This is a genomic window from Duncaniella muricolitica (assembly GCF_910574735.1).
Taxonomy (GTDB): Bacteria; Bacteroidota; Bacteroidia; order Bacteroidales; family Muribaculaceae; genus Duncaniella; species Duncaniella muricolitica.
On the sequence record NZ_CAJTCF010000015.1, the window covers coordinates 46,225 to 60,787 of the forward strand.

At 54.8% G+C, this 14,563-nt stretch carries 7 protein-coding genes and 1 pseudogene; all 8 read right to left on the bottom strand.

Translation table 11 applies throughout. From position 1 onward, the window contains the following. Positions 1 to 154 precede the first annotated feature (154 nt). Positions 155 to 1,495 (bottom strand): hypothetical protein, encoded by a 1,341-nt coding sequence (locus QGT73_RS04870; protein WP_280121673.1) that lies wholly within the window; start codon positions 1,493 to 1,495, stop codon positions 155 to 157. Positions 1,496 to 1,699: 204 nt separating this feature from the next. Continuing rightward, positions 1,700 to 4,534, bottom strand: a complete 2,835-nt coding sequence (locus QGT73_RS04875; RefSeq protein ID WP_280121674.1) for a glycoside hydrolase family 98 domain-containing protein — start codon at positions 4,532 to 4,534, stop codon at positions 1,700 to 1,702. Between the two features lie 89 nt (positions 4,535 to 4,623). Then, on the bottom strand, positions 4,624 to 6,273 hold the full coding sequence (locus tag QGT73_RS04880) for an endo-1,4-beta-xylanase (protein ID WP_280121675.1): 1,650 nt from the start codon (positions 6,271 to 6,273) through the stop codon (positions 4,624 to 4,626). Between the two features lie 27 nt (positions 6,274 to 6,300). Beyond that, positions 6,301 to 7,341 (bottom strand): DUF5627 domain-containing protein, encoded by a 1,041-nt coding sequence (locus tag QGT73_RS04885; RefSeq protein ID WP_280121676.1) that lies wholly within the window; start codon positions 7,339 to 7,341, stop codon positions 6,301 to 6,303. A 37-nt stretch (positions 7,342 to 7,378) separates the two neighbouring features. After that, positions 7,379 to 9,142 carry a RagB/SusD family nutrient uptake outer membrane protein gene (locus QGT73_RS04890; RefSeq protein ID WP_280121677.1) on the bottom strand — a complete coding sequence of 588 codons (1,764 nt, stop codon included), beginning with the start codon at positions 9,140 to 9,142 and terminating at the stop codon, positions 7,379 to 7,381. Positions 9,143 to 9,164: 22 nt separating this feature from the next. Continuing rightward, on the bottom strand, positions 9,165 to 11,975 hold the full coding sequence (locus QGT73_RS04895; protein WP_280121678.1) for a SusC/RagA family TonB-linked outer membrane protein: 2,811 nt from the start codon (positions 11,973 to 11,975) through the stop codon (positions 9,165 to 9,167). A 23-nt stretch (positions 11,976 to 11,998) separates the two neighbouring features. Then, entirely contained in the window at positions 11,999 to 13,885 is a 1,887-nt protein-coding gene (locus tag QGT73_RS04900) for a RagB/SusD family nutrient uptake outer membrane protein (protein WP_280121679.1), read from the bottom strand. 11 nt (positions 13,886 to 13,896) lie between these two features. Then, positions 13,897 to 14,421, bottom strand: a pseudogene (locus QGT73_RS04905) (SusC/RagA family TonB-linked outer membrane protein); the annotation flags it as partial. Between the last annotated feature and the right edge of the window lie 142 nt (positions 14,422 to 14,563).

The following is a 14,563-nucleotide window of genomic DNA, read 5'->3' on the forward strand; positions in this document are numbered from 1 at the left end:
ACTACGTAACACAATTATGTCAATTCATAACATCCCCACTGAATATCAACCTGATACAGCACAAAAAGATAGGGGCGTATCAGTTGTGCTTTCGCTCTGATACGCCCCCGCTAAGACGAGATGTCTATATTACAAGATTATGATGAAGGTATTTTTACTTCACAAGATATTTCTTGCCGTTGATGATGTAGAGTCCGGCGGGAAGATTGTTTATGTCTGAAGCCTCGGCTGTGCGGAGTACACATATGCCCTGGAGGTTGTAAACGGTATAACCCTGTGTTTCGGGAGTAACCACCACATCCTTGATGGCCGATACGTCACCGCTGTTGGCACCCTTCTGGAACCATAGCTTCACATTGTCGACATAACACTGGTTGAGACAGGGGAAGAATCCGATGTTGATGGCAAACGATGTCTTCTTGCCCATCTCGTCGCGTGTCTGGTCGGCATCCCAATGTACGGGGGTCGACACTGCGTCATCGCCCTCTCCCTCGGTGATTGTGAAGTCGCGGGGAGCCCATGCTATGCCAGAGGGAAGGAACTCTACATGAGTCCACTCATTGGTCTTGGCAAGAGCCGAGTTGCCACAGGTCGAGCCGCCACTGTTGCTGTCGATGCTCCAGGGTGCATCCTTGACTTTCAGCACGGGAGCTCCGTTCTTGCCGGCATATTCCTGGCCGGTAGTATGGTCTACTCCGGCTATTTCGGTCTCGTAAATATCATACTCCACAAGACGGAGATCGTCGAATGTATATCCTTGGGGACACTTGATGAGATCCCAGAGAAATATCTGGGTGTGGCCGCCATAGATAATGTGGGCGCAATTGTTGTTGTAACCCTCGGGACCCTTGTCGATAATCATATCGGGACGGTTGGTGCTGCCGCCGTTTGAGCCAAGATGGGGAGTGCCCGCGGGATTAGCCTCGAGGTCGTCAAAGTTGATTTCCACACATGCTGCGGTGCTTTTGTCGAGAGCGGCCTCGTCAAGCTCGCGCTGCGACATCTCTTTCTCGAAGTAAAAGGTTATGTCACCGATATAATAGTCGGTGGGATTCTTGAAGAATCCGATTGCGAGACCAAAATCTGATGCCTTTGTATTGGCTTCGCCCTGCTCGGTATACTCAAACGAGTCGGGAGCGAAAACTGCTGTATTCCATCCGTCCGAGAGAATATCCTCGTCTTGTATCACATTGGTCCAGTCGGCGGGATAGGAGGCTACTGGTGCTTTGAGTTTGATGTCGAGGGGCTTGGGTGTCTCTGACGGATTGTAATAAGTCACCTCGATCATGATACAGTCGGCGATGGTGAAGCCCTTGGGACAGGAGATGGATGCGATGCGCGCCCATGTATCCCAGTCGGGATGATTGACGTGGAGCACACTGCCCTGCTCGCCACCCTCAAGAGGGTCTTCGGTGATTATGATGTCGGCATGAGAGGGTGAACCGTTGGTGCCAAGCTGTGCGCCAAGCTCATAGTTCTCAAAATCGATGGTCATTTCGGTTGACACCGTTTCGGCTGAGGCGGAGAAAGCACACACGGCTCCCAGGCTCAACAGCGAGAATAATTGTTTGCAACTAAGATTCATAAGTAAGAAAATTAGGTAGTTAGTAAATCTGTTAAATAATTGGTAAAAATTTAAATTGGTTTATAGTCCCCCGGAGGCGGCTTGCGCCGCTCCGGGAAACATTGGTAAGTAACACTAAGGAAGCGGTTCGATAATCATATTGTCGAGATAGAGGTCACATGCACCGGCTGCATTGGCTTTGAGCTCGATGATATTTTTGCCGGCATTGAGATATGCTCCGGTGGAGTTGACATACCATATGGTCTTGTCGCTACCCGACTGGGTGAACACAGGCGAGGCCACTTTCTCTCCGTTGACATAAAGGTCGACGGTGGTCACGTCGGCACTCTCGGCGCGATAACGGAACTTGACGGCATATCTGCCCTCATCGATCACGCTCACCTCGTCGCGCACAGCTGCCGTGTTGCGCTTGCCAAAGTTGATGTAACCCTGGCCGGTGTAGTTGCGGATGTTGGAGTTATAGCCGCTTGTCACACGCGAAGCCACATACTTGAAGTCAAACACCTCGGCCTCATACTGGCGCGGACCATGATAAATCCTGGGCGAGCCGGGCACCTTGAGTGTGGCGGGTGTATAGTCGGTAAGACGGTCGGAACCGTTGCCTGAACACTCTATGGTGATGTCGAGCGGACCGTTGTGGTCGATGGACAGAGTGAGCACACCGTCAGCCCAACTGTCGGAAGTGCGCACCGAAGCCTCGGCTCGCGGAGTCACAGTGTAGGAGGGCTGCGACGAGGCTCCGTTGAGTCGGATTGTCGAACGTACGGTGCCGCCGTTCTCGTTGTAGTTGGTAAGATAGCATGTGAGACGGTCGGAATACTCCTTCCACACACCTGTGGTAAAGGTCTCGAATGTCAGGTCGAGGCTCTCGCAGGTGTTATATTTGAGCGGTATGTTGGCCGAGCGCACATCCACCCAGGGGTTGTAGGTCACCCACGTGTTCTCATGACGGCCGGCAAAGAGGTCACCGTCATACTCCTTGGGATAGATGCGGTTGAGCTCGCGGGTCTTGGTTGCGGTATTCTCCCATGACGAGAGGCTCGACTGGTTATACTTGTACTCAAACAGGTTGGCGTCCGAGCCAACAAGCTCAGCCACTACAGGCACCGCCGGATAGCGGCCCGTCTTGCGCAGATAGAAGTGGTTGTCCTCGCGTCCGTTGTCATGGTCGAGCGCGCTCGTGCCGAGGTGGAACCATTTGGGCAGACAGTACTGTTCGATTTCCGGACCGGAGGTGATGTCCTGTATGACCACAATCTTGGCACGCTCTATCACCTCTTTTTTGGTCATCAGACGTATGGTGCCGTCAAGTATCTTGCGGAAGAGGTCGATATTGATGTTGCGGAACTGCGGGAATGTGCCCCAGGTACGGCTCTGGTAGCCGTCTCCGACATTGGCAAGACCCTCCTCCTTGAAATCCTGCTGCCATATAAGCTCAGGACCGTCGATGACTGTCTGACCTGTCAGGGTAATGTGCTCAAGCTGAAGTGCCGCCCCGAGAGCTACCGGATAATCAGCATCGCTCTTGCCGAAATAATAGCTTCCGGCCCATTCGTTCCATGCACACTGGTCGAAACGTATGCCATAGTGGCCGGCATGGCCCGAAAGCCACACGCCCATACATTCGGCCTCGACGTCGAAGAAACATCCCGACTGGGTGTATTTCTCACACATGATAAAATTTTCGGCATATTGGGCCGATGTGCGGGCAAACTCCGGATTGCGCTTGATCATGGCCACAGGATTGATGGGAGCCGACCAGTAGTTGGCACAGAAGCTCACGGTAAGATAGCCGCCATACTCGTGAGTCAGCTTGAGGAGCTCGTTCCAGTGGGCCACTCGCTGTAACCAGGATGGCGAGCCGAGTGCGTCCGTTGAGTCAAAGCCCCAGAACTGCTCGCAGTAGTTGAAGCCGAGAAAGTTGGGATACTCGCTGAAAAACTCCTTGTACATGCCATACTTCTCCTCGTCAAACTGTGAATAGGACGAGACATCCGGGAAGTGAGTAAAACCACCCGACGAGGGCTGTATCATGGCCCAGAGATTGCGCTCGGCACATGTGCGGAGCCACGATTTCACCGTCTCGTAGCCATACTCGCTCACCTGAAACTGTCCGGTCTGCTCATTATGGCTTACCGACAGCGAAAGGTTGAAGATGACATAAGGCAGTATGTCGTCAGGTATAAGCTCGATAATCTTTACGGGGTCGGGATAGTTCCAGCAGTCGATGTGCACGAGCCATGCGGGCGACTCGACACTGATGGGACGGCGCAGAGAACCCGTGACAGGGTCGTCGGGCTTGACAGTGCCGCCACCAGCGGCAAGCGAGAGCGGAGCTGTCGACGAGCTGAAATGCACCAGTATGTTTTCAAGATCGGAGACATCTATCGACTGTATGGCACTTGTCTGAGAGCCTGAGGTCATAGGTCCGAGCACCTTGCGTCCATACGCCTGTGCGTCGAGCACCCAATGGCCGTCGGCATCGACCGAAAGCACCGGAGTGACACTCTTGCCGCCGGTCACTTCGATTTTCTTGCCGGTAGTCTCAGCCAGGAGCCACTCGCCGTCGAGAGTCCAGTAATACACACCGTCCTCATCTGCCTCGGCGGCGACCGCCGGCGTATAGGAGGTGGGCGATGGCTGCAACGACGGGACTCCCATCGAGCCGACATTGGCGCGGAAAGCTACCGTGTTGCCGTCGCTGAACTCTATGAGACATCCGTCATCGTCGGCCAGACGGGTTATCCTACTGACAGTCGAGCCGAGAGCCTTTGACTCGACAGCCTTGCGTATGGCCGCGATGTTGGCATTGATATTGTCGAGCGACGCATCGGTCGCAGCAGCCTGAGTCAGCCCCTGCGGTTTGATGTCGCTGTCAGTGCAGCCTGTGAATGACAAAGCTCCCGCTGACAACAGCAATGCCGGAAATATTATGTTTCTGATTTTCATACGCTGTGATTATTCAATATGGATGAATTTTTTCGATTGAATCCTGTCGGGACGGCTCATTAGTCACCCTCCCGACAGGCTTACAACTCTTACTTTCGGTCAAGTCCTCTCACGATGCCTTCGTAGACAAAGTTGCGGTTGCCGCCCGCAGCCCAGGGAGCCACATTGACGCTGCCGTCGACCACATCGGAGAAACTGAAGCCATAGGCATTGGCCCCGGCACCGTCCATATAGCCGCGCACCACCTTCTCATAAAGCTCTGCCACAGCCTGACGCTCAACTGTGTTGAGCGACGAAGGCGACACCTGCATACCGCTGTGGTCAAGCACCTTGACGGTAAAGTTGGAAATACGCACCGGGCGGTCAATCTTCGACAGATGCGCCATGGCCTTCTCGACGGCCGCCTCATTCTTCACCTGCGCGGAATATTCCTGACGATACACAGCATCGAGCACGAGGTTGATACCGTCAACCTTCACGCCTTTAGCCTCGAGTGCGGCCACCGACTTCATGATTTCATCTATGTCGGCGGGGGTGTTCTCGCCAAGCGAGAGTGTCTGGCTCACGAAATATCTGACAGGCATGCCGGCCGCATCATTTACAGCCTTCTGCACGTCGGCCACGTAACCATCGCCGAGATAAGCGGCCCAGTCAAACGACGCGCTCTCATCATCAAGAGGCTCGTCATAGATGATATACTCGCTGACATTGCCGGCGCAGGCCTCAAGCGTACCGTTCACCCACTTGTCGAGCTGACCGCCGATGATTTCCTTCTTCTCGGCATCACTCTTCTCGATGATGGTGTCATCGCCCTTGAGGTGGTCTATCTGCACCTGTATGTCATCGATATAGCAGCTTATATTAGAGCCATAGGCTCCCGCACACAAGCTGAACGAGTTGAGGGCCATCTGCTGGGCTGTGAGCTTGATTTTCGACATGTCAAATACATAGTCAAGCCATTCGCCCGTGGTCTTGTAGTCATTGTCCTTCTCGTTGTAGCCGGCTGTCTCGATCTGCAGACGCGAGCTTGTGGCCTTGCCATCCACAATGTAGCATTTGAGACGCACGCGCGAGACGTCGGCGAGAGTATAGCCTGCGGGGAGAGTCACCTTTGGCACTTTGGGAAGGTCCATCGTGAGTTTTGTACAGCCGAGCACCTTGCCCTGCACTCCGGCGGGATCGTCGGCTATGGCCACGTTGACTGAGCCGGCGTTCTTCTTTGACGATGGATATTTAGTGCCGGCGGCCTCGTTCTCAAAGTCGGCCACCTTCACCTGCTCGCTCCAGGGCTCATAGGGTATGATTGTCGGTGCGATAAGCCCCTTGAGATAGCTGTCGGGAATATTGGTCAGCGAGCAGAGAGCCGGTCCGAAGAGCGACACTCCGTCCTTACCGGCCGCCTCGGCTATCGACGAGAGTCCCGAGAAGTCATAGTCGCCCTCCTCGTTGATGAGCATCGAGGGGAGAAACTGTGAGGCTGTCTCTATCTGGTTGAAATTGGTGTGGACTATGCTGTAGGTGAGTCCGTGCTTGGCATAGTCGGCGGGGTCCACATTCACGCCGAGTCTGAACTCCGGGTCTGACACATAGTCGGTGAGCACCGAGTAGGCCGACAGACGCTGGTCCATCGCCACGTCATAGGGCTTGTCGGGCACAGGGATGGTAGCCTTGTAGTCATCGGCACACGACACTGCCATGAAGCCGGCCACCGCCATCCATAAAGGTTTGATATATTTCATAATAATTGTTTTGCGAGTTACTTATGACTACTTGACAACTACTTCGGGATACTCGGCATGCACGCCGCGGTTGCGGAGCACGAGCGTATCGTCGACCTTGAGCGACCATCCCGAGGGATGAGTCACTGTGTAGTCGAGATAAAGGGCATCACGGTCGGTACCGCCGATGGCGTTCTTCTCGCCGTCGATCACAAAGCGTCCCGAACCGGTCACGGTGACTCCGGCCTCGGCCGAAGAGATGGCACATGTGCCGTCCTCGGCGTTAAAGTCAAGGCGCAGTCTATAGGCATAGGTGTGGTCGGCATCGGTCTGGGTAGAGAGGGCTATCTCACAGCTGCGATAAGCCGAAGTGCTGACACTCACCTCCTCGTCACGCTCTATATAGTCGGCCTTGCGCACGATTTCCGATGTCGTACCGTCGGCGAGAGTGAGACGGTCAGTGCCGCGGCGCAGATATACGCCGTGCCACTCGTTGACATACTTCACGCAATAGAGTACATAGTCACGCGGGGTCACGCTCCAGTCGGAGGCATTGAGACGGTCGGGATTCTCTACCGCAGGTCTGCCCTGAAGTATCGAGTCGACCCCCTCGGCATGAGTCATCACGATGGGAAGCACATAATTGTAGCCGATGGATTTGGGGTCGTTGAAAAACTTTTCGTCAAGGCGCACTGTGACTCCGCCGTCATGACGGCCGGGCTCGATGGATATGACTCCCGACTCAAGCGTATAGTAATCCTCGGGGAGCACCTCGGCCTTGCCTCCGCCCTGGCCATCGCCAAAATAGAGGTTGTCGCAGAGCTCGGGCACCACGTCAAAATGGATGGTGCGGGCGACAGTGTTCTTGTACACACCGCCCAGCACGGCCTTGACCATGACACGATGCTGATTGTCGAGAGTCAGGTCTACCTCGCGGTCACGGCCGAGCTCGACGGTGCGGCCCACCGACTGATTGGCGAAATATACTGTCTGATAGTCAAAATCAGGGAACTCGTTGTCAGAATTGTGGCACGAGGAGAGAAGAGCCGGCAACATGGCGGCGATGGCCGTTATCTTGATTGTTTTCATGATTCTTCGATAGTGTTACTTGTTACATTTTTTACGATTACCAACCGGCGTTTTGCTGAAGATTGCTGAATTTCAGCACCTCCGAGTTGGGTATCGGGCCGTAATACATATAGTCGGTAAATTCGCGACGCTCCACCTCGGGCAGCGCGGTGTGCACTCCGCCTCTGATCTCAGTGCCGCGGGCATTCTCGTTGATGTCAGCCTTCCAGCGGCGCAGGTCCCAGAAACGGAAGCTCTCGAAACAAAGTTCCAGACGACGCTCGTTGCGTATCAGAGCCTGCATCTTTGCAGGGTCGGCCGCACACTCGTCGAGATAAGAATGGTCGGTGATGCCGGCTCGGGTGCGGATGGCCTTGATTACGTCATAGGCCGAATAGCCGTGCGAACCGGTGCCCTTGGGCCCCCATGCCTCATTGGCCGCCTCGGCATAGTTGAGGAATATCTCTGTGTAACGGATGCGCGGTGTGTAGTGGTTCTTTGACTGAGCCATCGAAGGATTACAGTTGACATCCATGCGCAGACGCTTCTTCATGTAGTAGCCTGTTCGGGTCGAGGTCTCGCGCTTGTTGAGACCGTCGGCGGTAGTGGCGTCGGCCGCAGTGTTGATGACCGTATTGCTGACACCGGCTTTTGATCCGTTATAGATGATATAGAGGTCCAGACGGGGGTCGCGGTCGGCATAAGGATTCTTCTCGTCATATCCGCTACGCGAGTCGCTGATAGGATAGCCGTTCTTCATCGGGAAAGCATCCACGAGATTCTGCGTCGGGTTCATGCGACCCTTGCCGTAGAGCGAAGGCGGGAAGTTGTTCTCCTCCTCCGAACGGTTTGACTCCACGTTGCCGCGCCATATCATCTCTTGGGGGCCGACACCCATCTTCAGGGCATCGATTTCGTCGGTATTATTATAATATGTGTGACCGTTGGATGCAAGTTTCGAGGGTCCGCCTATATGGTCGATGACATCGGCGGCTGCGTCGGCGGCCTCGGCCCAGGTGACGGCTGCAGCAGCCTCATAAGCCGGACTTGCGGCAAGCAGTGCCACGCGCGAACGGATGGCTCGTGCTATAAGACCGTTCATGAGATGCTGGCCATACTCGCCCATCACACGGTTGTAGCTGCCCACATGGGTGGTGTACTGGTCAAACGGTGCGGGAACGGTTGCGTCGGAGGGCAGACTGGCATACTCGAGAGGCAGATTCTGCTCGGCTATGTCAAGGTCTTCGTTGATCATTCTCACATACTCCTCAAATGTCGCGCGAGGGATATTGAAATCCGAAGTGTTAGCCATGTAGTTGCGCAGAGCTATCGGACCGTAGAGCTGTCCGTCGGCGGCAATGCCCGAATGGTTGCGCAGCAGATAATACATGAAGAGGGCGCGGAGTCCGTGAGCCTCGCCTATGGTGCGGGCTTTGAACAGAGCAGCCACCTCGGGGTCTTCGGCCCACTGCACTTTGTCGGCGTTGTCGAGAAACAGGTTGAGGTTCTGGATATTGTTGAGACACCCCTGCCACTTCGACAACGGGTCGTTGAACGATGTCCACGAGCCTGTGGCCATATTGCGTATGGCATTGTCGATTTCGTTGGTCACGGCGTCGTCAGTGGCATATTCGCTGTTGTCGTAATAACCGGGTATGTTACGGTAGACGTGCATGAGAAATCCCTGCGCGAAGTTACGGTCATCCTCAATCTGGTCTACGTCCTTGAGGTTGTCATCGGCCGGATCAAAGAGGTCGTCGCAGGAGGAGAGGCCTGCCACCGACACGAGAGCCAGCATCATATGAGCTATTTTGTGTTTCATTTTGTTTCTAATTTAAGGTTTATCAGAATGACAGCTTGCAGCCTACGTTGTAGTAGCGTGTCTGGGGATAGCCTGTCGACATCTCGAGTATCTTGCGCTCCTTGGCGATAGTCGCAAGGTTCTCGCCTTCGACATACACACTGATGCCCGACACGACTTTGCCGTCAAAGAGGCTCGGCGAGAAGTCATAGGTGAGCTGCACGCGGCTCAGGTCAAAGCGGTCGGTGCTGTAACGCCAGAAGGTCGAGGTCTGGTTGTTGTTGGAGGTAGTGCCTGTGGTCAGACGCGGATAGAGGGCTGTCGAGGCGGTCTCGGGAGTCCAGCGCAGCCATGCGTTTTCGGAATACTTGTTTTCGCCTCCGTTGAGATAATAGCTGTTGTTGTTGAATGCTATACCGCCCGTGCGGCCGGTGCCGTAGGCAAAGAGTGTCCAGTTGCGCCACTTGGCTGTGATATTGATGCCGTAGGAAAAATCGGGCGTATATGTGCCGAGATACACACGGTCGTTGCTGTCGACCACTCCGTCATTGTTGACGTCCTTGTATTTCAGGTCGCCGGGACGGAGAGTGCCGCCGAAAGCCTGGCGCACACCGCGTGAGTCTATCTCTTCCTGGCTCTCGAAAAATCCCTCGCATATGTAGCCGAACGCCGAGCTCAGCGGACGTCCCACAGTCGAGAGATAGTCATAGCGCACCATCTCGTCGCGGCGGGTGGCCTTCTGCGACAGATACATGCCCGAGAAGCCGGCCGAGAGTTCCCACTCGCCGAAATTCTTGACTGCACGCACCGTGAAGTCTACACCCTGACGGCGGTCATTGTTATAGTTGATCCAGGGCAGATAGTTGGAGTCCCATACGTCGAGAAACGAGGGATACACCGAGTTGGAGCCACGTGTGAGACCACCCTTGGTGTCCTGGATAAACCAGTTGACGCCGGCCGACAGCAATCCGTTAAAGAATGTGCCTTCCAGTCCGGCCCTTATCTCCTCGCGAGTGATAAAGGTCAGGTCGAGGTTGTCGCCCTGCTTGGGCATGGAGGTGTAGATGCCAACGTTGCCGTCCTGATAGGAGAGCCAGCCGCCGTTGTGCTTGTAGCCGAAGTAGCGTTTCCACAGATACCAGTCCGACACATCGATGTCCTGATGCAGACGGGCAGCCGAGGCGGTGAGCTTGAGCTCGTCGATCCACGATGCGTTCTCGCGGATGAAATTCTCCTGGCCTATGCGCCAGCCGAGAGTCACGGCGGGCGAGAAGGCATTGCGCTTACCGGGAGCAAACTTTGACGAGCGCACCAGCGCGCCGGCGAGTGTGGCATAATAGCGGTGGTCGAAATTATAGCTCACCTGAAGGTCCGCGTTCACGTTGGATGTGTTGTGAAACGAGCTGCTCTCATGGTCGGCGTCGGCCGAATTGTGGGTCTGATAGCCCCAGCCCATGAGCATGGCGTCAACCTGATGGAGTCCGCCAAACACCGCATGGTAGTCAAACTGCCCGCGGAAGAGCATATTCTGATAATAGGTCGACTGGCCGACAAATTCGTTGGTCGAATTGGTGTCGTTGCCATACTTGTTGAGACCGATTATCATATCCTTGCCGTTGAGATTGCCCCACACGGGCTCATAGACGGCATAACCTTCGCTGAAACCCTCGGAATACACCGAACGGTAGTCGACTCCAAAGGCTGTCTTGAACGAGAGACCTTTGAGTATGGCCTTGAGGTCAAAGTCCAGACCCACGTCAAAGAGAAATGTACGGGTCTTGGTCTTCACATATCCGGCCTCGAGGGCGTCGCCGATGGCATTGGTTGAGTTTTGTGATGTGCCGCCAAGCAGATAGCGTCCGTCGATAAGTGTGGCCGAGGCTATCATGTCCTGAAGTTCCGAGTTGTTGGGGTCAACCATATCGACAGGCAGGAGCACTCCGAAACGGTTGGGCCATGTGCCCGAGGCCATGCCCCAGAAATCGCCTCGCGAGGCATAGTCGTCATTGACCAGTACCGAAGCGTTGGTATAGCCCTTGAGCCAGTCGGTAATCTGCATGTCGACATTGCCGCGCACATTGAAGCGCAGGGTATTGTCATTCTTGTGATCGCCGACTTTGACCAGACCGTTGGTGTATTTGAGTCCTACATTCATGTAGTAGTGAGTGCGCTCGTTGCCGCCGCGTATCTCGCCGTTGGCCCCGTAAGAGTTGGAAAACTTGCGCAGAAACTCGTCGTTGTAATACTTCTGGTCGGGATAACGGTAAGGATTTGTTCCGACAGCCGTATTATATATGGTGGCGGCGTCATAACGCTCCGACAGGCCGTCGTTGCGGCATGCCTCGTTATAGAGAGTCATGTAGCTGGCCGCGTCGAGATATTTGGGATAGGTCTTGGGCACATAGAATCCGGCATTGGCGCGGAAGTCGATGTGCATCTTCTCCATATTACCGCGCTTGGTGGTGATGAGTATCACTCCCTTGGCGGCACGGCTGCCATAAAGTGCCACCGCGGCGGCATCCTTGAGCACCGACACCGAGGCCACTTCCGAGGCAAGCACGTCGGCGACGTCGCGGGGCATCCCGTCGACGAGCACAAGCGCGTCCTGACCCCACACCTGGCCGTTGTAGCCTCCGATGATTGACTGAAGGCTGCCATCAAGGGCATTGTCGGTAAAATTCTTCTTGAGCAGCTCCTCCATATTCACTGACGACACGGCATTGATGACATCCTCTTTCGGCAGTGTCCCGAAAGCCACATTCACAATGCTGTCGCTCTGAGCATAGACCGTCAGGCAAGGGCATAGTGCCATTGCAAGGGCCGTGCTTCCGATATATTTGGATATTATGTTCATTGTTGGGTGTGTTTATTTTAAGTTTACCATCCGGGATTTTGTCCGAACTCTGGATAGATATTCACGTCGGCCGTCGGCAGCGGGAACCAGTAGTGGCGTGCGTCGAGCTTGCGTTCGAGTATTACCTCCTCGCGAAGATTCACCACTCGGGCCTCCTTGGGATTGTTGAAATCCATACCGGCCGCGCGGTCAAACTCCAGACGCGTCTTGTAAGTGTAAGGACGCTCGGTGAGCAGCAGCCAGCGGCGCAGGTCGTGGAAACGGTGCCCCTCAAAGGCGAGCTCTACGGCACGCTCGCGGCGCACTTCGCTCATGAATGCATCGGTCGACCCTGTGTAGCGCGAGTTGACTCCGTCCACTCCGGCGCGGGCACGCACCTTGTTGACTGCCTCGACTGCGGTCATCCCGAAAGTAGCGGCCTTTGACGAGGGGGTGCCGTAACCGTTGGCCACTGCCTCGGCATAGAGCAGATACACATCGGCAAGACGCATGAAGCTAACCGACATACACATGTCATACTCGTTGTAATAAGCCACGGTCTTGGCCATCTGAGGTATCCATTTGGTCTCGATAAAACCTGTGAGATTTGACTTCAGGGCATTGGCCGTGCGGTGCTTGCCCTTGGAGTAGAGACTCGCATACTTGACTTCGGCCTCGACCTCTCCCTTCTCGTCCTTGACCACCTGCACGCCGTCAAAGGCTACGTCCTTGTAGAAACGCGGGTCGCGGTCCTTCCAGGGATGCGCAGGGTCATAGCCCGACACGGGATCGGCTTCGGTCCACGAGGGGATGGGCAGACCGTTTTTCATGCCGTAATAAAGCATATAGTTGGCCGTAGGCTGCACCTTCACGCCCGAGCTCACCACAAGCGGACAGAAGTAGTCATTCTTCTGGTTCCAGTTTGAACCACTGAGTATGTCACTGTTGTTCTGCATCAGTATGGCCTCCTTGAGTCCGGGGATGCGGGTGCCGCGGTCGGCATAATAAAAGAGGTCGTTCCACTGCGAGAAGGGTGCCAGCTCATAGCGGCCGGTAGTCTCGCTCAGATTGAGAGCCTCGCCCAGAAGGTCGGCTCCGCGTTTGCACATCTCGGCGTCATAAGTGCGCGAGCCGTTTGACTCGTAGTTCCACAGAGGGCTACCGCCATAGAGCAGCGACTTGCCGGCATACGCGAGTGCCATGATTTTGTTAGGACGGAAATTGTTGTTGCCGATGGTCGGACGGCCGGTGGCTGTCTGGTCCCAGTCGACGGGCAGCAGACGTGCGGCGGCCTCGAGGTCGGCGGCGGCCAGACGGGCCGTCTCCTGTGCGTTGAGACGGGGCAGATTGGGTGTCTCGCCCGAAGGCAGCACATGGTCGATATAAGGCAGACCGCCCCAATAGCTCATGAGCATGAAATGATTCCATCCGCGGAAAAACAGCAGTTCACCCTCGATGATTTCACGCTCCTCGGCCGTGGCGTCGGTGAGCAGGCCGAGATTGGCAAGTCCGATATTGGCCTTGCGGATACTGTACCAACCGAATTTCCACATATTGGCCTTGCCGTCAAGACGGTTGTTACTGCCCACATTACCGGCATCCACTACAGGGAAACCATAAATAAATGTGCCGGGATCGACAAAGGGACGATAGTTGCCGTTGTCCACAAAATACGCCATGGGACGTGTGTCGGAAGGCTCCCAGTACTCATCCTCGCCGAAATTCCAGCTCGTGTGATACTGCTGGCCGATAATCATGGGGATAGCATTATGCAGCTCCTCGATAAAGCCCTGAAAATTACGGAAATTCTTATAGGGCTCGGTCTCGTCGATGTCGCTCTTGGGGGCTTTGTCGAGATAGTCGGTACACGATGTGGCGAGCATGACGGCCGACAGTCCCAGGAGCAGACGTGAGAATATATGTTTTTTCATGTATATCCTATTTATAAAGTTATATCTATACCTAAATTGAATCGGCGCACCGTCGGATAGGCTCCGTCGGTCGAACCTCCTGCGGTATTTGACTCGCGGTCGTCGGGCATCTTGGTCCAGAGCAACAGGTTGTCGCCGTTGAGATAGATACGACAACTGCTGAGACCGATTTTGCGCACCAGCTTCACCGGCAGTTTATAGGAAAGTTCGGCATTCTTGAGTCTCACATATGAGGCGTCATAGGTGTAGCGTGTGCCGCGGGCCGACTCGTCGGTGGTAGTGGTCCAGCGGGGCATCGGGAGCCCGTAACTGCCGGGAGTCCAGTAGTCTCCCTCCACATAAGCCACCACGTTGGAGTTCTTGAGTGTCGGGAAGTTGATTTCGCGGGTCACATTATTCACACCATAGAACTGTACCATCGCGCTGAATCCCTTCCACTCAAATCCGAGTGTGGCGTTATACGTATTCTGAGGCATCGAGCTGTAGCCCACAGGCGCGCGGTCGTTAGTGTCGATGACACCGTCACCGTTGAAGTGAGGGTGTTGCAGAACTCCTCTGATTAAAGCCTCTGAGAATTGAATATTTTAGAATAATCTGGAATTTTTCGAGATTAGTTCGTATATTCGATTCTCAGGAAGTTGAAAACCGGGCATACACTAAAAAAACAGCGAAAATCGG

Excerpts from the sequence above, each read along its gene's own strand:
- QGT73_RS04885 (WP_280121676.1), bottom strand. The coding sequence starts at position 7,341 with ATGAAAACAATCAAGATAACGGCCATCGCCGCCATGTTGCCGGCTCTT.
- QGT73_RS04875 (WP_280121674.1), bottom strand. The coding sequence starts at position 4,534 with ATGAAAATCAGAAACATAATATTTCCGGCATTGCTGTTGTCAGCGGGA.
- QGT73_RS04890 (WP_280121677.1), bottom strand. The coding sequence starts at position 9,142 with ATGAAACACAAAATAGCTCATATGATGCTGGCTCTCGTGTCGGTGGCA.
- QGT73_RS04900 (WP_280121679.1), bottom strand. The coding sequence starts at position 13,885 with ATGAAAAAACATATATTCTCACGTCTGCTCCTGGGACTGTCGGCCGTC.
- QGT73_RS04880 (WP_280121675.1), bottom strand. The coding sequence starts at position 6,273 with ATGAAATATATCAAACCTTTATGGATGGCGGTGGCCGGCTTCATGGCA.
- QGT73_RS04895 (WP_280121678.1), bottom strand. The coding sequence starts at position 11,975 with ATGAACATAATATCCAAATATATCGGAAGCACGGCCCTTGCAATGGCA.
- QGT73_RS04870 (WP_280121673.1), bottom strand. The coding sequence starts at position 1,495 with ATGACCATCGATTTTGAGAACTATGAGCTTGGCGCACAGCTTGGCACC.